A 23,643-nucleotide genomic window follows, 5' to 3' on the forward strand; every position below is an offset into this window, starting at 1 on the left:
GCGTCCGAGGACGTCATCAAGCCGGCGATGCCCGAGGAGTGCCAGCTCGACCGGATGACGCTGATGATGGGCTATGCCGGGGTCTACTCCAGCTTCTTGAAGCACGCCGGCAACGCCGCCGAGCGCTACGGCGTCTCCGGCGCGAAGATCCTGCTCGAGGCCGGGCGCCGCAAGCTGATCGGCGGCCAGGAGGACCAGCTCATCGACATCGCGCTGATGCTGAAGGCCGAGCAGGACAAGGTCCGAGCCGAGGCCGGCACGGCGTAAGGCGGCATCGCCCGCCGGCAGCTGAGCGTTCGCTCCACGTTCCGCACGGACCCGTGACCGTCGAGGTCACGGGTCCGTTTGTCGTCATGCCGCAGGAGCCGGTGATGCCACCCCTGCGTGCCCGCACTTCCGGACGATGAAGGTCGAGTTTTACCGCGACGTAACGCCTTCGTGACTTCAAGACATCTGGTCAGACCAAAAATTTTACCTGCGCTGGTCACCGGCTGCAGGGCCGCCAAACGCGTCAAACCCCTTATTTTCAGGGTTTTTGGGATCGTCTAGAGCATCGCTCGTGCCGGTTCAGAATTTCGGACGAAAGCGTTGACAGGCGAACTGATGGCCTGCTGGTATGACCACGACGACGAAAGGTGTGAACGTGAGAATTGTTCGAACCCAGGTGGCCGGCGGGGCACGGTACGGGCTGGTCGAGGGGACGTCGGTGACGCTGTTGCCGTCCTCGCTGTCCGAGCGGGAGCTGGTCGGCCTGAAGCCGAAGGAGATCCTCGATCTCGACCACGGGCCCGAGGACGTCGTGGCCCTCGAGACGGTCGCGGTGCTGGCCCCCCTGGCGAAGCCCTCGAAGATCATCTGCGTCGGCCTCAACTACCGCGACCACGCGACTGAGACCGGCCAGGACTTCCCCCCGACGCCTCTCATCTTCGCGAAGTTCCCGTCCTCGATCATCGGGCCGGACGAGGAGATCTCGTGGCCGTCGGAGATCACCTCCTCGGTCGACTGGGAGGGCGAGCTCGCCGTGGTGATCGGACGCGCGGCGCGCGACATCACCCCGGCCGAGGCCCCCGACCACGTCTTCGGCTACACGGTGGCCAACGACGTCAGCGCCCGCGATGTGCAGTTCAGCGACGGGCAGTGGGTCCGGGGCAAGAGCCTCGACTCGTTCTGCCCCCTGGGCCCCTGGATCGTGACCGCCGACGAGTTCGACCCGGAGGCGGGGGCGGCCATCCGAACCCGCGTCAACGGCGAGGTCATGCAGGAGAGCCGGACCGATCAGCTGATCTTCCCGGTGTCAGAGATCGTCAGCTGGTTCTCGACGCAGTTCACCCTCAACCCCGGTGACGTGATCCTCACCGGTACTCCCGGTGGCGTCGGCGCCTTCCGGGAGCCTCCGATCCGGCTCGGCGCCGGCGACGTCGTCGAGGTCACGATCGAGGGGATCGGGACCCTGGTGAACCCGGTCGTGGGCGGTCAGTGACATGACCACGACAGCGGGTCTGGCTCACGCGGACACCGGCGCCGCCCGTGCGGTCGCCCTGCGCGTCCTGGGAGTGCTCGGCGTCGCGGCAGTCGCTGCGGTCGCGACGGCGCTCTGGCTCCCGCAGTTCTACACGGCAACGAACCTCAACTCGCTGCTCCTGCAGGCCTCGATCCTCGGCATCGTGACGCTCGGCCAGGCCCTGGTGCTGCTGGTCGCGGGTCTCGACCTGTCGGTGGCCGCCGTGATGAGCGCGTCGCTGGTCGTGGTCGCGTCGCTGAGCGGCGAAGGGCTGGGCGGGATCGCGGTCGCGGTCCTCGCCGCGGTCCTGCTCGGACTGGGCGTCGGAACGCTCAACGGCGTGCTCGTCGCCTATCGCGGCGTGGCGCCGTTCATCGTCACTCTCGGCACCGCCGCCCTGGTCTCGGGCCTGCAGCTGGTCTACACCCGGGGCGCCCCTCCTGGCGCGATCCCCGAGCGGATGCGAGGCCTGACGCAGGACGGGATCGGCGTCGTGCCCTGGTCAGCCGTGCTCTGTGTCGCGCTCGCGGTGGCCCTGCACGTGGGGCTGCGCCGCGGGACCTACGGCCGCCGCGTCTACGCCACCGGCACCTCGCTCGGGGTGGCCCGCCGCGCGGGGGTGCGCACCGATCTCTTGCTGGTGGGCATCTACGCCCTGTGTGGCGGGCTCGCGGCCCTCGCTGGCGTGGTGCTGAGCTCGTACGTCGGCTACGTCGACGGCGCGGCCGGCAAGGGCTATGACCTCGACAGCGTGGCCGCGGCCGTCATCGGCGGCGTCGCGTTCACCGGAGGTAAGGGCGGCGTTCTCGGTGCGGCGCTCGGAGCACTGGCCCTCACGGTCGTGCTCAACGTTCTCGTGCTGAGCGGCATCGGTTCGCATGTCCAGCTCATCGCGCGCGGGGCGATCATCGTGGTCGCCCTCGCCTTCATCGCTCACCGAGCAATCAAGAAGTAGAGAGGGAACGAAGCATGCCTGGAATCACGAGTTTCAAGCTCAACAGCCGGCTCGTCCTGGCCGTCACGCTGGCCGGAGCCCTGGCGACCACCACGGCCTGCTCGGGGGACGACGGAGGAGACGGGGGCGACAAGGCGTCCGGCGAGAAGAAGTACAAGATCGCCTACCTTGCCCAGGGCACGACGAACAGCTGGGCCGCCCAGATGGACGCGATCATGGACACGGTCGCGAAGGAGTCCGGCAAGGTCGACGACCTGCTGTACTTCGACGCCGCCGGCAACGCCGAGACGCAGCTGGGCCAGCTGGAGTCCGCGCTCAACCAGCGTCCCGACGCGATCATCCTGACGCCGCTCGGCAAGTCCGCCGCGGTCGGCCCGGTCGAGCGGGCGATGGCGCAGGACATCCCCGTGATCCTGTGCGCCAGTGGCGTCGACTCCGAGGACTACACCACTCAGGTCGCGATGAACACCTACGAGGCCTCGCTCGCCCAGGCCAAGTGGCTGGTGAACGACGCGCTCGGTGGCAAGGGCACGATCGCGGTGGTGGACGGCATCGCCGGGGTCGACACCTCCGAGATCATGGGCAAGGCCCTTCGGGAGGCGGTCGCGGAGGCCCCCGGGGTCGAGATCGTCCAGGAGGGCTACGGCCAGTTCTCCGTCAGCGACTCCAAGAAGCTCTCCCAGACCTTCCTCGCCTCGGGCAAGCAGATCGACGCCTGGTGGGGAAGTGGCGGCGAGTCCGTCACCGGCATCATGAGCGCGCTCGTCGACGCCAAGCCTGCACAGATGCCTCCCGTCGCCGGCGCGACGCTCAGCAACGGCGTGCTCCGGATGTCGCTCGAGAACGACATCCCGCTCGGCGCCATGCAGTTCCCCGCGACGCTCGCGGCAGACTGCTTCGAGGCCGCCATGGACGCCCTGGCCGGCGAGGAACTGCCGAAGTTCATCGACGTGACGGCCAAGGACGGCAACGAGAACATCTACACCGAGGACGTCGCGAAGCTCTACAACGAGGAGTACACCGACGACTACATCATCGGCTCCGACTCGATTCTCTCGGCCGACCAGCTCGCGAAGCTCAACCTGGTGCGATGACCGAGCCCGTCGAGACCCTCATTCCCCCGCCCGCGTCGATGCAGCGCGAGAACACCACGCTGCTTCGGATGCGGGGGATCAGCAAGCGGTACGGCGGCGTCCAGGCGCTGTCCGCCGTCGACCTGGACCTCCGGGCCGGGGAGGTGCACGCCCTGCTCGGCGAGAACGGCGCCGGCAAGAGCACCCTCATCAAGGTGCTGGCGGGTGCCACCCAGCCCGACGAGGGAACCGTGGAGATCGACGGACAGGTATCCGCCATGGCCACCCCGGCCGCGGCCCGGGCGGCCGGGGTGTCGGTCGTGCACCAGGAGTTCAGCCTGGTGCCGACCCTCACCGTGCTCGAGAACCTCTTCCTGGGGACCGAGATCCGGGCGCGGTTTGGACGAGTGGACTGGCGCGCCCAGCGCCGGGCGGCGACCGAGGCTGCCGCGCGGATGGGCGTTCCTCTGGCGCTCGATCGCCGGGTCGAGACCTTGTCGATCGCCGAGCAGCAGCGCGTCGAGATCGCGCGATCGCTCCTCTTCGACGCCAAGATCATCGTCCTGGACGAGCCGTCGGCGGTGCTGGCGGGCCGCGAGCTGGAGCAGCTCTTCGAGATCGTGCGCGGCCTGCGTGACTCGGGCACCGGAGTGGTCTACATCAGCCATCGGCTCTCCGAGCTGACCAGCCTGGCCGATCGCGTGACGGTGCTGCGAGACGGCAAGCGGGTCGAGACCCGGCCGATGGAGGGCACCACCGAAGCAGACCTCATCCGCCTGATGGTGGGGCGCGACATCGACGCCGCACGGCACGACCGGCAGCACCACGGCGACGTCGTCCTCGAGGTCTCGGGGGTCCGCCTGTTCAAGGGCGGTCCCGAGATCGACCTCACCGTGGCCGCCGGTGAGGTGGTCGGGATCGCCGGCTTGGTCGGGTCGGGCCGCACCCGGCTCGCCAACTCGCTGGCCGGCATCCACCGGCCGCATGCGGGCGAGGTGCGGCTGTGCGGTCGCGCCGTACGCCTCGGCTCCCCGCGCGCGTCGGTGGCCGCCGGAATGGCCGTGATCCCGGAGAACCGGCGGGACGAAGGTGCCCTGCTGCCCCACACCATCAGCGAGAACGTCGCGCTGCCCAACCTCAGGGAGGTCTCCCGGGGCGGCCTCGTGCGCCGGGAGTCCGAGCGAAAACTGGCCGAGCAGGTCATCGCCCGCCTCGACGTGCGTCCCAAGGACACCGAGGCGCGGGTGGGCGGCCTCAGCGGCGGCAACCAGCAGAAGGTCGTGATCGGGAAGTCGCTGGTCCGCAGCCCGGTCCCGCAGCTCTTCGTCTTCGACGAGCCGACCCGCGGGATCGACGTGCCGGCCAAGCACGAGGTCCACCGTGCCATCGCTGACCTGGCGGCCGCCGGGTCCGCGGTCATCCTCATCTCGTCCGAGCTCCCGGAGGTGCTCCAGTGCTCACATCGGATCCTCGTCATGCGTGAGGGCGCCATCGCGGGCGAGCTGCCCATGGGTGCCTCCGAGGAGGACGTCATGTCCCTAGCCGTCGGGACGCCCGCATGAGCGCCCCGGTCGTGGCGGCGCCGCGCCGCTGGATGGTTCGTCTGCCGACCCACCTCGACGCCCAGGTCATCGGGGTGTACGTCCTCCTGCTGGCTCTCACTGTGATCGTCGCCTACGAGTCGCCGATGTTCCGGACCAGCGACGGGCTGCTGGGTGTCTACAAGCAGTCCGCCTTCTTCGCCATCCTGGCCGTCGGCCAGCTCGTGGTGATGCTGGGCGGCGGCATCGACCTCTCGATCGGGGCGACGGCCAAGCTCAGCGCGATGGCGACCGCCATGGTGATGTCGGGTCAGGACAGCAGGCTGCCCGCGGCGATCGGCGTCGCGGTGCTGGTCGGCATCGTCGTCGGCCTCACCAACGCCTTCATCGTGCTGGCGCTGAAGGTCCCGCCGTTCATCGCGACGTTCGGCGTCTACTACATCCTCCAGGGCGTCGTGTTCTCGATCAGCACCGAGCCCGTCGGGCGGGTCGCGCCTGCGATGTACGACTTCTACACCGCACAGATCCTCGGGATCGACGCCGTCAACCTCGCCATCGTGGTCTTCTGGATCGGCGTCGGACTGTGCTTCTCGCACATGGTCGCGATCCGCCGGCTCTACGCGGTCGGCGGCAACGAGGAGGCCGCCCGGCTCGCCGGGATCAACGTCAACCGGGTCCGGCTCGGCTCGTACGTCGCCTGCAGCGTCCTGGCGTCGCTGGCCGGCATGTACCTGCTGATGCGCTCCGGCGTGGCGGGACCGACGACCGGCGACGGAGCCGAGCTGGCCGTCATCGCGGCCGTCGTCATCGGCGGGGTCTCCCTGATGGGTGGCCGCGGCACCGTCATCGGCGTCTTCGGCGGCGTCCTGCTGATGCAGGTCATCGTCGCGGCCTTCGACTACCTGCAGATCAACACGTTCTACCAAGAGGTCATCCGCGGGTTGCTGATCCTGGCGACCGTGGCCGTTTTCGTCGACAGAAGGAGCAAGGCATGAAGAAGCTGGAACGCATGCGGATGCCGGAGGTGACGGCCAGCGTCCGTGAGGGTGACCGGGTGTTCGTCCCGCTGGGGGCGACCGAGCAGCACGGCCCGCACGGTCCGTACTGCACCGACACTCTGCTCGCCACCGCGGCGTGCGAACGCATCGCTGCGCGCATCGGCGGCGTCGTCGCCCCGGCGGTCCCGTACGGCCTCAGTGGGGACCACCACGGCTTCCCGGGCATCCCCTACGTCAGCATCGCGACCTTCACCGGCATCATCCAGGACCTGGCGAAGTCGCTGGTCGCGGGCGGCTTCTCGTCGGTGGTCTTCGTCAACGGCCACTACTCCAACGTGATGGCGATCAGTGCCGCGATCTCCGAGGTCGGCGACCAGATCCCTGGCGACGCCCTGGTCTTCGGGTTCAACTACTGGGACACCCTGGAGCCGGAGCAGCTCGCTGAGTACATCAGCCCCGCGACCGGCCTGCACGCCAACGTGGGGGAGACGTCAGCGACCCTGGCAGTCGACCCCGACCTGGTCGACATGGACAGCGCCGTGCGCGAGTTTCCGGAGTTCCCCATCCCGCCGACGCCTTCGATGGTGTCGTCCTTCTTCTTCACCCGCAGCGGCATGACCCGCAGCGTCCTCGACTCCGGGGTGTGGGGCGATCCGACGGTCGCGACAGCCGAGAAGGGCGTGGTGTTCCTCGACCAGATCGCGGCGGCCGGTTCGCACTTCGTGGAGACGATCGAGCAGCTCCACAAGGCCTACCCGCGGCGCAGCTTGCAGGAGTTCCTGAAGAGCCACTGACACCACCGACGGACCCCGAGAGGAAGCAGAGCACCATGGTTCTCACCTACGTCAACCCCGCGAGCGTCGCGCCGCCGCCGCCGCCGCACACGTACCCGCACGGCATCCGGTACGGCGACCTGCTGTTCATCTCCGGACAGGTCGCCTTCGACGCAGCCGGAGACACGGTCGGCATCGGCGATGCGCGGGCGCAGGCAGAGCAGGTCTATGACAACATCAAGGCAGTCTGTGAGGAGGCTGGCGGCTCGATCCAGGATGTCGTCAAGATCACCGTCCTCCTGACCGACATCCGGCATGCTGACGACGAGCTCTCCGTGAGGCTAGGTCACTTCCCGGAGGGTCGATTCCCGACCTGCACGATGGTGCAGGTCGCCAACCTAGGACTGCCGGAGCTGCTGATGGAGATCGAGGCCGTCGCGGTCATTGGGTCTGCCGCCGCAGTATCCACGGAGTCTCGGAGCTGAGGAGAAACCGTGGGCACGGCCGACATCGGAACCTTCGAGGCGCTCTCGCACAGGACGCTGGTCAGCGAGACGGCGAACTTCATCAAGTCGCTCATCCTCGAGGGCAAGCTCAAGCCGGGCGACCGGCTGCCGAGCGAGCGCGAGCTGAGCGAGGCGCTCCAGGTCAGTCGAGCCACGCTGCGTGAGGCGATCCGATCGCTGATGGCGACCAACATCTTGACGTCGAGCCGAGCCGCCGGCACCCGGGTCGGCAGCCTCGAGACCGAGGAACTGCTCGAGCCGGTCCGGTTCTCGATGGCGCTGGCCGGCGGCAGCATCGACGAGCTCTTCGAGCTGCGCTCGATCCTCGAGCCCGAGGTCGCGGCCCTCGCGGCCAGCAACGGTACTGACGAGCAGCACGCCGCCGTGCTCGATCTCGCTGAACGCACCGCTGGGGTGGTGGCTGATCCGGCGGCGCTGGTAGCGGTCGACGAGCAGCTCCACCACATGGTGGCCACCTGCTCCGGGAACGGCATCATCGTCAACGTCCTCAAGACCATCGAGCTCCTGGGCCACGCGAGCCGGTCGGTGACCGTCCACGCTCCCCGGGTCGCGGAGGTCACCATCGAGCACCACCTCGACATCGCTCGGGCGATCGCGGACCGGGACGGCGATCGTGCTCGGTCGGCCATGAAGCACCACCTCGAGACGATCCGCGAGCTGACGCGCGACCAGCGCTGAGGCACGCAGCCCGCTCGAACCTCTCCCTGACCGGTGCATCTCGCCGGTTGTCCTTCACATCCGAGGGTCCGGCTCCCGGCCATGCCCTCGTTCAGCGACCCCACCGGCCGGACGTCGTCCAGCCACCACCCGTCCCGTCCGGAACGGGTGCGACCCATCCCTGATCGGAGCCCTTCGTTGATCACTCTCGTCGCCGTCCACACCAACCCCGCCGACCCGGCGGAGTTCGACCGCTACTACGCCGAGGTCCACATCCCGCTGGTCCGCAAGCTGCCCGGCGTGACGGGCATCCGGTACGGCAAGGTCTTCTCCTCCTCGCTCGAGGAGAACGCGCCGTACCTGATCTGCAACGTCGACTTCCCGGACCGCGAGACCTTCGATGCGGCCCTGGTCTCGCCGGAGATGCAGGCCTGTGTCGACGACCTGCCGTTCTTCGTCACGGGGCAGCTGGACCTGCACCACGCCCTCGCCGACGACCACCTCTGAAGCCCGACTGACCGAGGAGAGCACGATGGAGAGACTGGAAGCGACCCAGGAGAACCTGACGGTCGGATACTTCGAGCGCGGCATGAAGCCGGCGATGGAGATCGAGTCCGGCGACGTCGTCGACATCGAGACCGCCACCCACTGGGGCGGTCGGGTGACGCCCGAGACGACCCTCGAGGACGTCATGCGCCTGCGGACGGTGGAGTTCCCGGGCGTCGGGCCGCACACGCTGACCGGACCCATCCGGGTGCGTGGTGCGAAGGTCGGGTCGGTACTCAAGGTCGACATCCTGGAGCTGGACGTCATCGACTTCGGCTTCAACCTGAACTTCCCGGGCGAGATGGGCACCGGGCTGCTGCCCGACTTCGTCCAGGAGGGCGCTCTGCGGATGTTCGCCCACGACCTGGAGCGGATGGAGACCACGCTGGGCGACCGCGTGAGGATGCCGCTGCAACCCTTCCTGGGGATCATGGGCGTGGCGCCGGAGTCGACCGAGCGCATCACGACCGTGCCTCCGGGATCGCACGGCGGGAACATCGATCTGCGTGAGCTGGTCGCGGGGACCACCCTGTACCTGCCGGTGTGGGAGGAGGGCGCCCAGTTCTTCATCGGTGACGCCCACTCGCGTCAGGGCAACGGCGAGGTCTGCCTGACGGCGATCGAGACGGCGATGAAGAGCGCCAAGCTGCGGCTCACCGTCCTCGATGACCTTCGTCTCGACGGCCCGATGGCGGAGACGCCGGACGCGTGGATCAGCATGGGCCTCCACGCCGACCTCCTCGAGGCCTCGCGGCAGGCAGTGCGCAACATGATCGAGCTGCTCGGGCGCGAGTACGGCCTGGGCACCACGGACGCGTACGGCCTGTGCTCGATGATGGGCGACCTCGCGGTGACGCAGGTCGTGAACGTCACTCGTGGGGCACACATGAGCATGCCGAAGTCCGTCTTCGGCTGACCGCGGCGAGGGCGACCCCCCGCCGACCCCGCGGCGGGCCGCGGCGCGCCGATCCGGACGCCGCGGCCCGTCGCCTGCTCGTCTCACCGACACTCCCGCTCAGGATCGAGGTCTCGCATGTCCGTCTACCAGGACACCCACCGGCGCAGCATCGAGGACCCCGAGGGGTTCTGGCGTGAACAGGCCTGGCTCGTCGACTGGATCAGGCCGCCGCGCACGGTGCTCGACCGCGCGGGTGCGCCCATCTACCGCTGGTTCCCCGACGGCACCCTGAACACCTGCCACAACGCGGTCGACCGCCATGTCTGGGCCGGTCGGGGCAACCAGGTCGCGGTGATCCACGACAGCCCGGTCACCGGCAGCAAGCGGACCCTGACGTACGCCGAGCTGCTCGCCGAGGTTTCCGCGTTCGCCGGCGGGTTGCGCGACCTGGGTGTCACCCGGGGCGACCGCGTCGTCATCTACATGGCCATGGTCCCTGAGGCCGTGATCGCCATGCTGGCCTGCGCGCGGATCGGAGCGGTGCACTCGGTGGTGTTCGGCGGTTTCGCGGCTCCGGAGCTCGCTGCGCGCATCGACGACGCTCGTCCGACGGCCGTGGTGGCCTCCTCGTGCGGGATCGAGCCGGCGCGGGTCGTGCCCTACAAGGAGATCCTCGACGACGCTCTCGAGCTGGCCTCGCACGTGCCGACCGTCTGCGTGATCGTGCAGCGCCCGCAGGGGGTCGCGCAACTGGTGCCCGATCGCGACATCGCCTGGACCGACGTCGTGGAGGCGGGGCGGTCCCGGCCCGCTGCATGCGTCGAGGTCGCGGCGACAGATCCCCTCTACATCCTGTACACCTCCGGCACGACCGGACGGCCGAAGGGGATCGTGCGCGACAACGGCGGGCACGCGGTGGCGATGGCCTGGTCGATGCGGAACGTCTACGACATCGGGCCGGGACAGGTCTGGTGGGCGGCCTCGGACATAGGCTGGGTCGTGGGCCACTCCTACATCGTCTACGCGCCTCTCCTCGTCGGTGCCACCACGGTGCTGTACGAGGGCAAGCCCGTCGGGACCCCGGACGCGGGTGCCTTCTGGCGGGTGGTCGCCGAGCACGGCGTCCAGGGGCTCTTCACCGCACCGACGGCGATCCGTGCGATCAAGCGTGAGGATCCCGAGGGCGGTCTCACCACGACGTACGACCTGGCTTCTCTGCGTACGCTCTTCCTCGCCGGGGAGCGCTTGGACCCGGAGACCTACGCGTGGGCGGGGCGGGTGCTCGGGGTGCCTGTGGTCGACAACTGGTGGCAGACAGAGACCGGGTGGCCGATCGCGGCCAACCTGCGCGGCCTGGACCCGATGCCCACGAAGCCGGGATCTCCCTCGGTGCCCGTGCCCGGCTTCGACGTGCGGGTGCTCGGTGCCGACGGCGCACCGGCGCCGGCAGGGGTGGAGGGCGCGATCTGCCTCCGTCTGCCGCTGCCGCCCGGCTCGATGACCACGGTGTGGGAGGACGACCAACGCTTCATCTCCACCTACCTGTCGGGCTTCGAGGGTCACTATCTCTCCGGTGACAGCGGTTACCTCGACGAGGATGGCTATCTCCATGTCATGGGCCGCACCGACGACGTCATCAACGTGTCCGGGCACCGCCTGTCGACCGGAGTGATGGAGGCCGCGCTCGCCCGCCACCCGGCCGTCGCGGAGTGCGCGGTGATCGGAGTGCGGGACGAGCTGACCGGTCAGCGGCCACGCGGGTTTGTCGTGCTCAAGAGTGGGGTTCGCTCGCCCGCGGCGGAGATCGAGGCCGAGCTCGTGGCGCTGGTGCGCAGCGAGATCGGTCCCGTCGCTGCCCTCAGGTCCGTCACGGTCGTCGACGGCCTGCCCAAGACCCGGTCCGGGAAGATCCTGCGCAAGACCATGCGAGAGATCGCGGACGGCATGGCCCCTCCCGTGCCCGCGACGATCGAGGACGTGGCGGTGCTCGATCGGATCCGGCCCCAGCTCGGCGGCTGAGCCGCTGGTCTGTCGCCGTCAGTCAGCGCAGGCGCTCGCGTCGCCGCAGCAACCAGATCACCAGCGCGACGACCATCAGGAGCAGCACGACCTCGGGCACTCCGATGCCGAACATCAGTCCCTCCTCTGTCAGGCGGCGCTAGGACGACCCCAGCCAGTCCGCGATGGGTTCGGCCGCCACATCCGCGGCGAAGATGCCGAGGTGGTCGACGTCCGGGACGAGGTCGACGGTCGTCGGGTGCCCGGCGGCCTCGAGCGCGTCGGCGAACTGCGTGGTGAACTCGACGGGGACCAGCTCGTCGTCCTCGCCGTGCATCAGCAGCACGGGGACGTCGGGTCTCAGGGAGGCGCGCTCGACGGGGTTCGCCGCCTGCCAGGTCGCCTCGTCCTCGTCGGGCTCGGAGCCGAGGAGTGCCAACGCGAGGTCGGACCTCCGACTGATGTCGTACGGCCCGCTCATCCCGATCAGGCCGTCGGGCTCCACGACGGGCGAGGAGCAGTCCGGGTCGTAGTCGTCGAACGCGAGGACGGCCAGCGCTGCCAGGTGTGCCCCCGAGGAGTGGCCGAGGACGACCACGCGCGTCGGCCGGAACCCGCGTGTGCGGGCGTCCGTGGCGACGCCCGACACCGCGCACAGAACGTCCTCGACGGGCACGGGATAGGTCACGTCGTCCTCCGCTGCCCGGATGTGCGCCGTCGCCGCGACGACACCTCGGTCGGCCAGGCCGGCGGCGAGGCCGGCCAGACCCGTGGGATCGGCGGTCTGCCACGAGCCGCCGGGGACGAGCACGACCATCGGTGCCCGGCCGGTCTGCGCCGGAAGGTAGACGTCGGCCGTCAGGTCAGGTGCGTAGGTCACCGTCGCGTCCGGAGGAGGCGCGGCAGCGCCCTCTTGGTCGGACGAGCCGCTCCCGCAGGCCGCCGCGAGCAGGGCAGAGGTCAGCACGAGTGCCGCGGCGCTGCTGAGCCTGCGTCGACCGGTCATCGCCCACCTCCGCACCACGAGTCTCGGGCGTGCGGGGGAGCGGACGACAGAGGACTACGTCCCGTTGTGACCGTTCAGCGACCGCTCGGCGGCCGGTCAGCGCGAGATCGGGGCGAGCCGCACGGCGAGCAGCGTGGTGTCGTCGTCGGGCTCGGGCCCCTGGACGGCGAGCAGGCCCTCGAGCCACCGGTCGAGGTCACCGTCGGGGTGGTGCGTGCGACGAGCAAGCTCGCGCAACGCGACCACGCGCTCGTCCAGGTCCACGCCGCGCTCCTCGACGAGCCCGTCGGTGTACATCACCAGGGTGCTGCTGGCGCCCAGGACGACCTCGGTGGTCGTGGAGGTTCCCCAGCCCACGCCCAGCAGCGGACGCGACATCACGTCGAGCTCGGTGACTCCGTCGTCGTCGAGGAGGATCGGCGGCGGGTGTCCGGCGCTCGCGATCGACACCCGGCCGGTGCCGGGGTCGAGGATGGCCACGGCCGCCGTCGCGATGCGCTGGTCGAGGAGCCCGTCCATGAGCCGGTCGAGCTGGTCGAGGCACGCTGCGGGTCCGTGCCCCTCGAAGAGGTAGGCGCGGAGCGCGGTGCGCAGCTGGGTCATCGCCGAGGCCGCCGAGACCCCGTGGCCGGCGACGTCGCCGACCGCGAGGGCGATGCGCCCGTCGGGCAGCACGAACGCGTCCCACCAGTCGCCGCCGAGCTGATAGGTGGTGGCGGGCTGGTAGCGCGCCGCGAGCTCGATGCCGTCGACGGCCGGGGGGCGGTCGAGCACGACGCTGCGCTGCAGCGACTCGGCCATCGCGATCTGCTCGCGCGAGCGCATCAGGAGCAGCCCGGTCATGTGCTTGCCGAGCGAGTCTGCGGCATCGAGCTGCCAGCTCGTCCAGGGCAGGCTGCGACCGCGCACCACCTGGCGCCACTTCTCGAACGACTTGCGCGGACTGAGCCGGACCTCCGGGCCCTCGGCGGCTGAGAGCAGCTTGTTGGTGGGATCCCCGCCCCAGTCGACCACCTGTTCCTGCTCGGGACGCAGCCACAGGAGCCAGCGGTCGGGCGCGGAGCCGATGCGGAGCACCCCGGCGGCCGCGCCGACGCCCTCGAGGTCAGGCAGCAGCGTCGCGACCTGGTCGGTGCTGGTCGCATAGCTCAGGGGTGACCGGAGCGCCTCGGCGATCTGGCGGAGCGTGTCGTCGTCGACGACCGTGCCGCGGGTCGTGATCACGCCGTCGAAGCACAGGGCCGCCCCGTCGGCCCGCATCAGCGTCAGCAGCTCCGGGTCGTCGATCAGGGCCTCGAGCGGGGACCGGGTGCTCGCCGAGATCCGCGCGGTCAGGCCGGCCATCGTGGCCTGCGTGTCGAGCATGGCCTCGCGGTCGTCGGCCCGCTCGCGATCGACGACGATCTGGGAGGCGACCTGGCCCAGGAACTCCGCTGCGGCCCGTGCGTCCTGGCTCGGCCGGTGCGGCCCGGAGTAGTGGTGGCACGCGATGAGACCCCACAGGCGGTCCTCGACCACGATCGAGACCGACATCGACGCCGTGACACCCATGTTCGAGAGGTACTCGATGTGGATCGGCGAGACGCTGCGCAGCGTCGAGAACGACAGGTCCAACGGCGCATCCGTCTCGGGGTCGAAGACAGGGTGCAGCGGCACGGGTTCGTAGCCGATGTCGGCGATCAGCCGGGTCCAGTTCACGGTGTAGAGCCGGCGCGCCTGGGCGGGGATGTCGGTGGCGGGGTAGTGCAGTCCGAGGAACGGGTTGAGGTCGGCGCGCCGCTCCTCGGCCACGACCTCGCCGTTCCAGTCCGGGTCGAAGCGATAGACCATGACCCGGTCGAACGCGGTCAGCTCGCGGATCTCGCGCGCGAGCGTCGCGGTCAGCTCGTGGACCGACGAGGCGCCGGCCATCCGGGCCATCGCGCCGCGCGCGGTGTGGTAGGAGAGCGCCACCCGATCGGCGCCCGCCAGCGGCTCGAGCTCGACGACCAGGCGCGCGCCTGAGCGGTGGATCCGGACGTCGACCGCGGTGCCCGCCAGCGTCGCGCTGGGCGGCAGATCGGCCAGCGTCATCACGAGCGGGCTGCCGGACAGCCCGGCATCCTGCCGCTCGGAGACCGCCCGATCGAGGTCCTGGCCCGCGACCTCGGCGAGCGGGCACCCCAGCGCCGCCTCCGGGTCGAGGCCGAGCATGGTCGCGGAGTTGGCCGAGACCATCCGGACGCAGTGGTCGTCGTCGATGGCGAGGAGAACACCGTGGGGTTGGATGGCGCCGGGGATGTGGATCGGCTCGCGGTCACAGGTGGTGAGGTCGACCTCGCCGTACGACGGGGTGTGGGGCGACCCGGAGATGTCGGTCAAGGCGGGCGTCAGCGGGGCCGACCGGCCGGGCTAAGAGGGCTCTGGATCACCTCCGCATCCTAGACGCCGCGCGGGACATGGGTGCTCACCCGGACACGTGAAGGCACCGCGACCGCGATCTCGGCCTCGTCAGGAGGCCAGCGAGCCGGCGAAGATCTGCCAGGCCAGCGCCGACTTCGCGACCAGACTGAGCGCCAGATACGCCCTCTCGCCGAACGCGTAGCTGCGCCACGGCCCGACCTGGCGGTACTGCAGCCACTGGTTGAGCGCGAAGCTGTTGAAGAACACGAACAGCGACACGAAGATCCCGACGACGAAGCCGGGCACCTCCTCCGCGGCCACGAGGTTGTAGCCGATCGCGATCCATGGTGCTGCCCCGGCGACGCACCCGAACCAGAACGGCCGCATGGTGACCGCCGTCCGGCCCGGGGGATTGGCGGCCTCCTGCAGCCAGCCGAACAGGATCATCGCGACGTTGGCGCCGGCGATGCCGATGAGTGCGGAGACGCCGTCGATGCCGGTGTAGAGGGCGATCAGCACGACCATCAGCGTGGCGCTGAACGAGTACTCCACCCAGCGGAACCGGTTGATCCCGGCGTGCAGGTCGGCCTCGTAGGTGCGCCGCAGGACGGTGGCCGTCAGCAGGTGGTCGAGCGCGGCCAGGGCCAGGAAGGCCGCGACGGCTGCCCCCACACGCACGTCGAACAGCGACTCCGGCGATCCGGCCGGGGTGCCCGGAGGTCCCTGGGGCAGCGACCGCGTCACGGTGACCGCGAAGTCGGTCGCCAGGGCGAGGACCGCCACGGCCTGCCCGAGGTGGAGCAGCGTGAGAGCGAGGTTCCACCTGCGCAGCGACCGCAGGCTGCGGTCGTCGACGCCGGTCGCGGTCGGCGTGGAGACGGTCATGTGCCCATCATGCTGCCGAGCCCCGCCCCCTGCCGGCTCGCCGGGCCCGACGACTTAGGCACGTTCAGGACCGAAGACATCCCCGAGGGGGACCTTCCGCACCTGTGATCCAGGCTCGAGCGGCCGATGCTGGAGATGTCAGGAGAACGAAACCCACCGTCCACCAGGACTCATCATGTCTCTCGCCACGCTCGTTGCCCCCGCCACCCTCACCGAGGCCGTGATCGTCGCGGTCGGGAACGGCGCCTGGTCTCCCGCCGAGATCCTCGTCGCCGTCGCCGACCAGCACGCCGAGCGCTGCGACGTCATCGCGACCCTGTGGGACCTCGTCGACGACGGCACGCTGGTCTTCGTGCCCGACTTCACCTACCCGGCCTTCCGCCTGGCCCGCTGAACCCTGGCCGGCGGACCGCGCGCTCAGCGCGCGTACGCCGGCACCGCAGGTTCCCGGTCGACCCAGCGGGTCGGGTCGAGGAGCCCGGTCGCGAACCGGGCCACGGCCTGCAGGAACACCGGTGACCCCGCCGGGTCGCCGTGCGGGATGAACGTCTGGTCGCACGTGTCGACCGGCAGCCGGTCGACGTCGGCCGGTCCCGCGTGCGTGATCGCGTCGAGCGCGAGAGCGTAGGCGACCGGGTCGCCGAGGATCAGACCGTGCTCGGAGGGGTCCTGCACGCACACGTCGGTGACCCGGCTCGCGAGGCCTGGCCAGAAGGTCAGTGCCCACACGGGCAGCGCGCCACCCTGGCTGTGCCCGACGACGGCGACGGGGTGCCCGGCTCGCCGCGCGGCGGTGCGGATCGCGGCGACGACGTACGGCGCCGCCTCGGTGAAGCTGCCCAGAGCGTGGTCGGGCAGCTCGACCGTGCACGTGGCGAAGCCGTCGGTCCGTAGGGTCGGCCCGTAGGGCCGGCTCGTAGCTCCAGGACCAGGTGTCCTCGGGCGTCGAGCCGGTGCCAGCGACCAGGAGCACGACGCCGCGGGCGGTCCGCAGCTCGGCCGTGGGCGCGCAGGTCGTGGCGTCGCGCAGGGCGGCGCGCGGGCGCTCGGTCGGCCCGGGAGCAGCGGGGCTCGACGCCATCGGGGCGAGGACTGTCGCAGCGAGCGCCAGCGCGACGGTCGCGACGAGGGCGGGAGTGCGTCGGAGCAACCGGTCCATGCGTCGCTCACCGACCGGCCCGGCGTAACGCAACGTTCACACGCCTCGAGCCGCGCCGTCTCGACCAAAACAAGAACGTGTTCTAGTATTGCTGGCGTCCGACCACGACAGGAGATGCGATGTCCCAGGCTGTTCTCGATGGCGTCCGTGACCTGCTGCCCGGGATCCGGGAGCGGGCCGACGAGGCCGAGCGTCTTCGCGTCGTCCCCGAGGCGTCGATCAAGGAGCTCGAGGAGGTCGGGTTCTTCCGGCTGCTCCAGCCCCGCAGGTTCGACGGCCTCGAGGCCGACCCCGTCGACTTCTACACCGCCGTCCGCGACATCGCGGGCGCGTGCGGCTCGACCGGCTGGGTCTCCAGCGTCGTGGGAGTCCACCCCTGGCAGATCGCGCTCTTCCCCGACACCGCTCAGCAGGCGGTCTGGGGGAGCGACACCGCGACGCGGGTGAGCTCGTCCTACGCCCCGACCGGCAAGGCCGTGGTCACCGACGGCGGCTACACGCTCTCAGGCAAGTGGAGCTTCTCCTCGGGCTGCGACCACTGCAGCTGGGTGCTGCTCGGCGGGCTGGTGTTCAACGGGGAGGGGCAGGTCGTCGACTTCAAGACGTTCCTGGTCCCGCGGGAGAACTACACGATCAACGACGTCTGGAACGTCGTCGGCCTCTCCGGCACCGGCTCCAACGACATCGTGGTCGAGGACGTCTTCGTGCCCGCCGACTTCACGCTCTCGATGAGCGACACCGGTCGCTGCTTCGGCCCCGGCCAGGAGCAGAATCCCTCCGACCTCTACAAGCTGCCCTTCCACTCGATCTTCACCGGCACCATCACCACCCCGATCATCGGCATGGCGATGGGCGCCTACGCCGAGCACGTGGAGATGCAGCAGAAGCGGGTGCGCGCGGCGTACCTCGGCGAGAAGGCCTCGCTGGACCCGTTCGCCGCGGTCCGCATCGCCAAGGCCTCCTCCGACATCGACGCCGCCTGGGCGCTGCTGGTCAACAACATCCGCGAGGAGCAGGCCTGCGTGGCCAAGGGGGAGAAGATCCCGCTCGGTCTGCGCCTGAAGGTCCGCCGCGACCAGGTGCTCGGCACCCAGCGCGCGATCGACGCGATCGACTCGCTCTTCGAGGCCTCTGGCGGCCGGGCGCTCGCGACCGGCACCTACCTCCAGCGCGCGTGGCGCGACGCCCACGCCGGCCGCGTGCACGCCGCCAACGATCCCGAGCGGGCGCTGCAGATGTTCGGCGCGCACGAGTTCGGCCACAAGGTCGACCCGGGGATGTACTGACCGATGACCTACGCCAAGGAGTCGGTCCAGCACTCCGCCAAGGCCGGCGACATCACGCTCAACTACTACGAGGCTGGGCCGGACACCCGGTCCAGCCAGGCCGGCGGAGGACTGCCGCTGGTGATGTTGCACGGCGGCGGGCCGGGCGCGTCGGCGTGGTCGAACTTCGGCCGGGCGCTGCCGCACTTCGCGGCGTCGTTCCGCACCCTGCTGGTCGACCAGCCGGGCTTCGGCGGGTCCGACAAGCCGCCGGTCGTGGGCAACTACTACCGCCACGCAGCGGACTACGTGGTCAAGCTGCTCGACGAGCTCGGCATCGAGCGCGTCCACCTGCTCGGCAACAGCCTCGGCGGTGGTACGGCGATGCGGCTGGCGCTCAGCCATCCCGACCGGGTCGGCCGGTTGATCCTCATGGGCCCCGGTGGCCTCTCGCTCAACCTGTTCCACGCCGACCCCACCGAGGGCGTGCAACGGCTGATGGACTTCGGTGGCGACCCGACCCGCGAGAAGCTGCGGGCGTTCATCTCCACGATGGTCGTCGACCAGTCGCTGGTCACCGACGAGCTCGTCGAGGAGCGCTTCGCCGACGCCACGGCGCCGGGCGCCCAGGAGGCCATGCGCTCCATGGGCATGTCGTTCTGGAATCCCGAGACCGCCGAGGACGGGATGCTCTGGCGCGAGGCCCACCGGCTGCGCAAGCACACCTTGCTGACATGGGGCCGCGAGGACCGGGTCAACCCGCTCGACGGGGCGCTCACCGCGCTGAAGCTCATCCCCAAGGCACAGCTGCACGTGTTCCCCCACTGCGGGCACTGGGCGCAGATCGAGGCCGCTGAGGAGTTCGCCGAGATCTCCACGGCCTTCCTCGCCCGCCACATCGAACGTCCACGGAAGGGCACCGCATGACCATCGACATCAAGTCCATGGGCTACGTGCGCGTGGCCAGCACCGACCTCGACCAGTGGAAGACGTTCGCCGGCAAGGTGCTCGGCCTCGCCGAGGGTCGCGGGCCCCACCCCGACCACCAGTACTGGCGCATCGACCAGGTCTCGGCCCGGCTCGTCGTCTTCCCCTCCGACGTCGACCAGCTCGCCGCGACGGGCTGGGAGCTCGCCGACCACCACGCGCTCCAGGAGGCCCGCGAGCACCTCAGCAAGGCGGGGGTCGAGTTCGAGGAGGGCACCCGGGAGGAGCTCGACGAGCGCCGGGTGCAGGAGCTGGTGCGCTTCCGCGACCCGTGGGACAACGTCTTCGAGCTCTTCCACGGCATCACCTACGAGTCCCGGCCGGTGGTGACGCCGTACGCCGCGAGGTTCGTGACCGGCGACCAGGGCATGGGCCACATCGTGCTGCCCGTGCTCGACGACGTCGAGGCGCTGCGGTTCTACACCGACGTGCTCGGCTTCCGCCTGCGCGACTCGATGAGCATGCCGGGTGAGTTCGTCGGCAAGGAGCCCGGCTCGAAGGTGTGGTTGCGCTTCCTCGGGGTCAACCCGCGCCACCACTCGCTGGCGTTCCTGCCGATGCCCAACCCCGCCAAGTGCGTGCACATCATGCTCGAGGTCGACGAGCTCGACCACGTGGGTCGCGCGCTCGAGCGGGTGCGCAAGCACCAGGCGCCGCTCTCGGCCACGCTCGGGCGGCACATGAACGACGAGATGATCTCGTTCTACGTGAAGTCGCCTGGCGGCTTCGACGTGGAGTTCGGCACCGACGGGCTCACCGTGGACGACGGCCGGTGGGTGGCTCGCGAGTCCACGGCGGTGTCCTACTGGGGCCACGACTTCGGCGGCGGTGCCCAGTGACGGGAGCGCATTGAATGGGCCCGGGTGAGAAACTGGGGCTCATGACCTCGGAGCCCAGTCGCCAGGTGCCCACCCACGACATCCCGGAGGGCATGAGCCCCGACGCACGGGAGACCTGGCCCAGTCCTGAGCTGATCAACTCCTGGCTCGGCGACCAGGACATCGACTTCGAGTTCCGCCCCGGCGAGGACATCGCCGTCCACGACGACCCCGAGACCGTCGCCGCGGCACGCCGCTTCCGCGACGTGCTCGGCCGCTTCGCGTCCGGCGTCACCGTGGTCACCGGCGTGAGCCACGACGAGCCGGTCGGGCTCACCTGCCAGTCGTTCTCCAGCGTGTCCCTCGACCCGCCGCTGGTGCTGTTCATCCCTGCCAAGACCTCGCGCGCCTGGCCGCTGATCCAGCGCTCGGGGAAGTTCTGCGTGAACTTCCTCGCCCACGACCAGGCCGAGCTGTCCAACACGATGGCGAGCCGGGGCATCGACAAGTTCGCCGAGGTGAAGTGGACGCCGTCGCCCGCGACCGGGTCGCCACTGCTCGAGGGCGCCCTCGCGCACGTCGACTGCACGATCCACACCGTCCACGAGGCCGGCGACCACTACGTGGTCATCGGCCGCGTCGTCGACCTGGTCACCGACGAGGACGACGGTGCGTCGACCGACCCGCTGCTGTTCTACCGCGGCGAGTACCGCACGGCCGGCCGCCGCTGAGCCGGGGCGCGCGGCGCGGGTCAGCCGGCGGGCAGCCGGTCGAGCTCGCTCTTGGCGAAGCCGGCCCACGTCGTACGGCGTGGGTTCGCGACCGAGCGCGGGAGCGCGGCATCGGCGTCGGTGTCGAGTGCGGTGGTGCGACGGTCCTCGAGATCGGTCGCAGCGAGGGCGAAGGTCGTCATGACCGTCACCGTAGGAGTGACTCGGGGGACGCACGAGACATCCGCGCGAATCGGTCGGTGAGGTCCAGAGCGATCGGTAACGGCTCGTCCACGGGTCGGCAACAGGCCTTCCGTCCCGCAGCTCCGGCCTGCTATCGCCGTCGGGCGGCCGCAGCCCGGGTGCATTCGCAGGCACGGGTCGCACCCATCGCCTAGGATCGACTGTGGGGTGGAGAAGGATGAGGGCTGGGGGATGAGCACGCCAGGTGCGGGCTACCGCTTGTGGTGGGACGACGAGAACCAGATCGCCCGTCTCGAGTGGGCTCCGGGCGCGTTCTGCGACCTGACGACTGCCGAGCAGGTCGACCGCGAGATCCAGGCGCTCGACCGCGGCAAGGTCCGGCTGCTGGTGGACCTGCGCCCCGACGCCGCGATCGACCGAGCGGCTCGCCACTTCTTCATGAACCTCCACGCGCACTACGTGGCGGTCGGCATGCTCGCGGGCTCGCCCGCGACCCGCATGCTCGCCAACTTCTTCATCGGCCTCAAACGAGGGCCCATCCCCGTGCGGCTCTTCACCGAGGAGGCCGACGCCGTCGAGTGGACCAGGAGCGTCCAGTGACCACGGCCGGGCGCCCCGGCATCGACGTCGTGATCGATCTCCTGACGCGTCTGGCCCAGGGGGACTACGCGGCCCGGGGCGATCGGACCGGGCTCGACGAGGACTTCGAGGCGGTCGTGGTCGGCATCGAGATGCTGGCCGAGGAGCTCGACGCCCAGCGCGCGGAGCTCGAGGCCCAGGTGCGTGCTCGCACGGCCGAGCTCGAGGTGGCCCGCAACCAGGCGATCGAGGCCTCGCGCCTCAAGTCGCAGTTCCTCGCCACGATGAGCCACGAGATCCGCACCCCGCTCAACGGCGTGATCGGACTCGGGGGGCTGCTGCTGACGACCGAGCTCAACGCCGTGCAACGTCGCTATGCCGAGGGCCTGACCGACGCCGGCGAGGCGCTCCTCGCGGTGATCAACGACATCCTCGACTTCTCCAAGCTCGAGGCCGGCATGGTCGAGCTCGAGCACCGCGACTTCGACCCCCGGGCGCTGGTCGAGGGTGTCGCCAGCATCCTGGGCACGCCGGCCCCACCTCCTGACGTCGAGCTGATCGCGCACTGCGACGCCGGCGTGCCGCAGCGCCTGGTGGGCGACGAGGCGCGGCTGCGTCAGATCCTGCTCAACCTGGGATCCAACGCGGTCAAGTTCACCCACCGCGGCGAGATCGTCCTCACCGCGAGGGTCGCCGCACAGGAGGGCCGACACGTGCGCGTGCGGTTCGACGTCGCCGACACCGGGATCGGCATCGACGTCGAGGCGCAGCGCACCCTGTTCGACTCCTTCACCCAGGCCGAGGTGTCCACGACCCGCAAGTACGGCGGCACCGGGCTCGGCCTGTCCATCTGCAAGAGCCTCGCCGAGGCGATGGGCGGCACGATCGGGGTGGACAGCGCCCTGGGCCGCGGCAGCACGTTCTGGGTCGAGATCCCGATGCCGGTGGCCGAGACCCAGATCGCGCCCGGACCCGACCCCCACCCGCTGCAGGGACGGCGCGTCCTCGTCGTCGACGACAACGAGACCCACCGCCTGGTGCTGCAGTCGCAGCTCAGCGAGTGGGGTCTGCGTCCTGACGTGGTGGCCCACGCCGAGGCGGTGGTGCCGCTGCTGCGGTCCGCGGCGCAGACGGGGAATCCCTACCCCGTCGCGGTCCTCGACCTGGGACTGCCCGACCTCGACGGGCTCACCCTGGCCCGTCGCATCACCGCCGATCCCGAACTGACCACCACCCGCCTCGTGCTGCTCGGCAACGGTGTCGGGATCGAGCCCGCGGCGTTGGGGGAGGTGCGCGTCGACCACGTGCTGGCCAAGCCGGTGCGCAGCTCGGAGCTGCTGGAGGTGCTGCTCGACCTCGTGCCGGCCCCGCCCGTGGTCGCCCGGGACGAGGAGCGCCCGGTCGCCCGGACGGCGGGAGCGGAGGGCCGCGGTCGCGTGCTGGTGGTCGAGGACGACCGGATCAGCCGGGTGGTCGCGCAGGGCCTGATCGGACGCGCGGGCTACCCCGTCGATCTCGCCGGCAACGGCGCCGAGGCCCTCGACGCGATCGCTCGCGAGGACTACGCGCTCGTGCTGATGGACTGCCACATGCCGGTCATGGACGGCTTCGACGCCACCACCGAGATCCGCCGGCGGGAGGCCGACGGCGCCCGGCTCCCGGTCGTCGCACTGACGGCCGCGAGCACGCCCGAGGAGCGGGCCCGCTGCCGCGCCGCCGGCATGGACGGGTTCCTGGCCAAGCCGCTCGACGTCGCAGCGCTCGAAGCCGTGCTCGCGAGATACGCCGCTGCCGAGCCGGAGGTGGCGGATGATCCGGAGGCCTCCGAGGAGACGCACGTCGTCCTCGACCCCGAGCGGCTCAAGCTGCTGCGCGGCCTGGGGCCCGACGACGGCCGCGGCCTGCTCGGCGCCGTCGCGGCGGCGTTCACCAGCTCGACCCCCGAGCTGCTCTCGGCCATCCGGGCCGCGGCCGAGGGCCGTGACGAGCCGGGCCTGCGGCAGGCGGCACACCAGCTCGCGGGCAGCGCGGCGAACCTGGGTGCGGTGCGCGTGGCCGAGGTGGCCCGGCGCATCGAGCACGCCCCCGGCGACCCCGGGGCGCGGGTGCTGGTCGACCAGCTCGAGGTCGAGTACGACGACGCCCGGTGGTCGTTGGACCGGCTGATGGGGGCCTGACCGC

23 protein-coding genes and 1 pseudogene are annotated in these 23,643 nt (G+C 70.4%); 19 read left to right on the plus strand and 5 right to left on the minus strand.

The window, feature by feature from the left end:
- The 12 genes and pseudogenes from Q0L15_RS07930 to Q0L15_RS07985 form a co-directional block, all read left to right on the plus strand.
- Positions 1–267 (plus strand): annotated as a pseudogene (locus tag Q0L15_RS07930) (4-hydroxy-2-oxovalerate aldolase); the annotation flags it as partial.
- Between the two features lie 439 nt (positions 268–706).
- Positions 707–1,480, plus strand: coding sequence for a fumarylacetoacetate hydrolase family protein (locus tag Q0L15_RS07935; RefSeq protein WP_296603464.1), 774 nt, complete (start codon positions 707–709; stop codon positions 1,478–1,480).
- Between the two features lies 1 nt (position 1,481).
- Entirely contained in the window at positions 1,482–2,456 is a 975-nt protein-coding gene (locus Q0L15_RS07940; RefSeq protein WP_296603466.1) for an ABC transporter permease, read from the plus strand.
- Between the two features lie 14 nt (positions 2,457–2,470).
- Complete coding sequence (locus Q0L15_RS07945; RefSeq protein WP_296603467.1) at positions 2,471–3,550, plus strand: substrate-binding domain-containing protein; 1,080 nt, start codon at positions 2,471–2,473, stop codon at positions 3,548–3,550.
- Positions 3,547–5,091, plus strand: a complete 1,545-nt coding sequence (locus Q0L15_RS07950; RefSeq protein WP_296603468.1) for a sugar ABC transporter ATP-binding protein — start codon at positions 3,547–3,549, stop codon at positions 5,089–5,091. The genes Q0L15_RS07945 and Q0L15_RS07950 overlap by 4 nt, the downstream gene beginning before the upstream one ends.
- Positions 5,088–6,065: an ABC transporter permease gene (locus Q0L15_RS07955; RefSeq protein WP_296603470.1), complete on the plus strand. Its 978-nt coding sequence runs from the start codon at positions 5,088–5,090 to the stop codon at positions 6,063–6,065. The genes Q0L15_RS07950 and Q0L15_RS07955 overlap by 4 nt, the downstream gene beginning before the upstream one ends.
- The gene (locus Q0L15_RS07960; protein ID WP_296603472.1) at positions 6,062–6,862 is read left to right on the plus strand and encodes a creatininase family protein; all 801 of its coding nucleotides are present in this window, start codon (positions 6,062–6,064) and stop codon (positions 6,860–6,862) included. The genes Q0L15_RS07955 and Q0L15_RS07960 overlap by 4 nt, the downstream gene beginning before the upstream one ends.
- Positions 6,863–6,897: 35 nt before the next feature.
- The gene (locus tag Q0L15_RS07965; protein ID WP_296603473.1) at positions 6,898–7,326 is read left to right on the plus strand and encodes a RidA family protein; all 429 of its coding nucleotides are present in this window, start codon (positions 6,898–6,900) and stop codon (positions 7,324–7,326) included.
- A gap of 9 nt (positions 7,327–7,335) precedes the next feature.
- Positions 7,336–8,046 carry a FadR/GntR family transcriptional regulator gene (locus Q0L15_RS07970; protein ID WP_296603475.1) on the plus strand — a complete coding sequence of 237 codons (711 nt, stop codon included), beginning with the start codon at positions 7,336–7,338 and terminating at the stop codon, positions 8,044–8,046.
- Positions 8,047–8,223: 177 nt separating this feature from the next.
- On the plus strand, positions 8,224–8,532 hold the full coding sequence (locus Q0L15_RS07975) for an EthD family reductase (RefSeq protein WP_296603478.1): 309 nt from the start codon (positions 8,224–8,226) through the stop codon (positions 8,530–8,532).
- Positions 8,533–8,557: 25 nt separating this feature from the next.
- Positions 8,558–9,487, plus strand: coding sequence for an acetamidase/formamidase family protein (locus Q0L15_RS07980; RefSeq protein ID WP_296603479.1), 930 nt, complete (start codon positions 8,558–8,560; stop codon positions 9,485–9,487).
- Between the two features lie 117 nt (positions 9,488–9,604).
- Complete coding sequence (locus Q0L15_RS07985) at positions 9,605–11,488, plus strand: propionyl-CoA synthetase (RefSeq protein ID WP_296603480.1); 1,884 nt, start codon at positions 9,605–9,607, stop codon at positions 11,486–11,488.
- A gap of 139 nt (positions 11,489–11,627) precedes the next feature.
- Here Q0L15_RS07985 and Q0L15_RS07990 read toward each other — a convergent pair whose 3' ends face one another.
- From Q0L15_RS07990 to heR, 3 genes are all read right to left on the minus strand, one after another.
- Complete coding sequence (locus Q0L15_RS07990; protein WP_296603481.1) at positions 11,628–12,473, minus strand: alpha/beta hydrolase; 846 nt, start codon at positions 12,471–12,473, stop codon at positions 11,628–11,630.
- A 96-nt stretch (positions 12,474–12,569) separates the two neighbouring features.
- Complete coding sequence (locus tag Q0L15_RS07995; RefSeq protein WP_296603482.1) at positions 12,570–14,834, minus strand: SpoIIE family protein phosphatase; 2,265 nt, start codon at positions 14,832–14,834, stop codon at positions 12,570–12,572.
- Between the two features lie 129 nt (positions 14,835–14,963).
- On the minus strand, positions 14,964–15,740 hold the full coding sequence (gene heR, locus Q0L15_RS08000) for a heliorhodopsin HeR (RefSeq protein WP_296603483.1): 777 nt from the start codon (positions 15,738–15,740) through the stop codon (positions 14,964–14,966).
- A 175-nt stretch (positions 15,741–15,915) separates the two neighbouring features.
- On the opposite strand from heR, the gene Q0L15_RS08005 reads away from it, so the two are divergent.
- Positions 15,916–16,134, plus strand: coding sequence for a hypothetical protein (locus Q0L15_RS08005; protein ID WP_296603484.1), 219 nt, complete (start codon positions 15,916–15,918; stop codon positions 16,132–16,134).
- 23 nt (positions 16,135–16,157) lie between these two features.
- Here the strand turns inward: Q0L15_RS08005 and Q0L15_RS08010 are convergent, their stop codons facing one another.
- Positions 16,158–16,469: a hypothetical protein gene (locus Q0L15_RS08010; RefSeq protein ID WP_296603485.1), complete on the minus strand. Its 312-nt coding sequence runs from the start codon at positions 16,467–16,469 to the stop codon at positions 16,158–16,160.
- 549 nt (positions 16,470–17,018) lie between these two features.
- On the opposite strand from Q0L15_RS08010, the gene hsaA reads away from it, so the two are divergent.
- The 4 genes from hsaA to Q0L15_RS08030 are packed head-to-tail and all read left to right on the plus strand — an operon-like array spanning position 17,019 to position 20,700.
- Positions 17,019–18,185, plus strand: a complete 1,167-nt coding sequence (gene hsaA / locus Q0L15_RS08015) for a 3-hydroxy-9,10-secoandrosta-1,3,5(10)-triene-9,17-dione monooxygenase oxygenase subunit (protein WP_296603486.1) — start codon at positions 17,019–17,021, stop codon at positions 18,183–18,185.
- 3 nt (positions 18,186–18,188) lie between these two features.
- Positions 18,189–19,091: a 4,5:9,10-diseco-3-hydroxy-5,9,17-trioxoandrosta-1(10),2-diene-4-oate hydrolase gene (gene hsaD / locus Q0L15_RS08020; protein WP_296603488.1), complete on the plus strand. Its 903-nt coding sequence runs from the start codon at positions 18,189–18,191 to the stop codon at positions 19,089–19,091.
- The gene (gene hsaC, locus Q0L15_RS08025) at positions 19,088–19,990 is read left to right on the plus strand and encodes an iron-dependent extradiol dioxygenase HsaC (protein WP_296603489.1); all 903 of its coding nucleotides are present in this window, start codon (positions 19,088–19,090) and stop codon (positions 19,988–19,990) included. Before hsaD ends, hsaC begins: the two co-directional genes overlap by 4 nt.
- Positions 19,991–20,031: 41 nt before the next feature.
- Positions 20,032–20,700, plus strand: a complete 669-nt coding sequence (locus Q0L15_RS08030; RefSeq protein WP_296603490.1) for a flavin reductase family protein — start codon at positions 20,032–20,034, stop codon at positions 20,698–20,700.
- 20 nt (positions 20,701–20,720) lie between these two features.
- On the opposite strand, the gene Q0L15_RS08035 is transcribed toward Q0L15_RS08030, so the two are convergent.
- The gene (locus Q0L15_RS08035) at positions 20,721–20,882 is read right to left on the minus strand and encodes a hypothetical protein (protein WP_296603492.1); all 162 of its coding nucleotides are present in this window, start codon (positions 20,880–20,882) and stop codon (positions 20,721–20,723) included.
- A 208-nt stretch (positions 20,883–21,090) separates the two neighbouring features.
- On the opposite strand from Q0L15_RS08035, the gene Q0L15_RS08040 reads away from it, so the two are divergent.
- Positions 21,091–21,483, plus strand: a complete 393-nt coding sequence (locus Q0L15_RS08040) for an STAS/SEC14 domain-containing protein (protein WP_296603493.1) — start codon at positions 21,091–21,093, stop codon at positions 21,481–21,483.
- Positions 21,480–23,639, plus strand: a complete 2,160-nt coding sequence (locus Q0L15_RS08045) for a response regulator (protein ID WP_296603495.1) — start codon at positions 21,480–21,482, stop codon at positions 23,637–23,639. The genes Q0L15_RS08040 and Q0L15_RS08045 overlap by 4 nt, the downstream gene beginning before the upstream one ends.
- Positions 23,640–23,643: the final 4 nt, after the last annotated feature.

It is taken from the genome of Nocardioides sp., from assembly GCF_024509035.1.
Classification (GTDB): Bacteria; Actinomycetota; Actinomycetes; order Propionibacteriales; family Nocardioidaceae; genus Nocardioides.

Coding starts and splice junctions, on each gene's coding strand:
- Q0L15_RS07940 (WP_296603466.1), top strand. CDS start 1,482: ATGACCACGACAGCGGGTCTGGCTCACGCGGACACCGGCGCCGCCCGT.
- Q0L15_RS07945 (WP_296603467.1), top strand. CDS start 2,471: ATGCCTGGAATCACGAGTTTCAAGCTCAACAGCCGGCTCGTCCTGGCC.
- Q0L15_RS07950 (WP_296603468.1), top strand. CDS start 3,547: ATGACCGAGCCCGTCGAGACCCTCATTCCCCCGCCCGCGTCGATGCAG.
- Q0L15_RS07955 (WP_296603470.1), top strand. CDS start 5,088: ATGAGCGCCCCGGTCGTGGCGGCGCCGCGCCGCTGGATGGTTCGTCTG.
- Q0L15_RS07960 (WP_296603472.1), top strand. CDS start 6,062: ATGAAGAAGCTGGAACGCATGCGGATGCCGGAGGTGACGGCCAGCGTC.
- Q0L15_RS07965 (WP_296603473.1), top strand. CDS start 6,898: ATGGTTCTCACCTACGTCAACCCCGCGAGCGTCGCGCCGCCGCCGCCG.
- Q0L15_RS07980 (WP_296603479.1), top strand. CDS start 8,558: ATGGAGAGACTGGAAGCGACCCAGGAGAACCTGACGGTCGGATACTTC.
- Q0L15_RS07985 (WP_296603480.1), top strand. CDS start 9,605: ATGTCCGTCTACCAGGACACCCACCGGCGCAGCATCGAGGACCCCGAG.
- Q0L15_RS07990 (WP_296603481.1), bottom strand. CDS start 12,473: ATGACCGGTCGACGCAGGCTCAGCAGCGCCGCGGCACTCGTGCTGACC.
- heR (WP_296603483.1), bottom strand. CDS start 15,740: ATGACCGTCTCCACGCCGACCGCGACCGGCGTCGACGACCGCAGCCTG.
- Q0L15_RS08005 (WP_296603484.1), top strand. CDS start 15,916: ATGTCTCTCGCCACGCTCGTTGCCCCCGCCACCCTCACCGAGGCCGTG.
- hsaA (WP_296603486.1), top strand. CDS start 17,019: ATGTCCCAGGCTGTTCTCGATGGCGTCCGTGACCTGCTGCCCGGGATC.
- hsaD (WP_296603488.1), top strand. CDS start 18,189: ATGACCTACGCCAAGGAGTCGGTCCAGCACTCCGCCAAGGCCGGCGAC.
- hsaC (WP_296603489.1), top strand. CDS start 19,088: ATGACCATCGACATCAAGTCCATGGGCTACGTGCGCGTGGCCAGCACC.
- Q0L15_RS08030 (WP_296603490.1), top strand. CDS start 20,032: ATGACCTCGGAGCCCAGTCGCCAGGTGCCCACCCACGACATCCCGGAG.
- Q0L15_RS08035 (WP_296603492.1), bottom strand. CDS start 20,882: ATGACGACCTTCGCCCTCGCTGCGACCGATCTCGAGGACCGTCGCACC.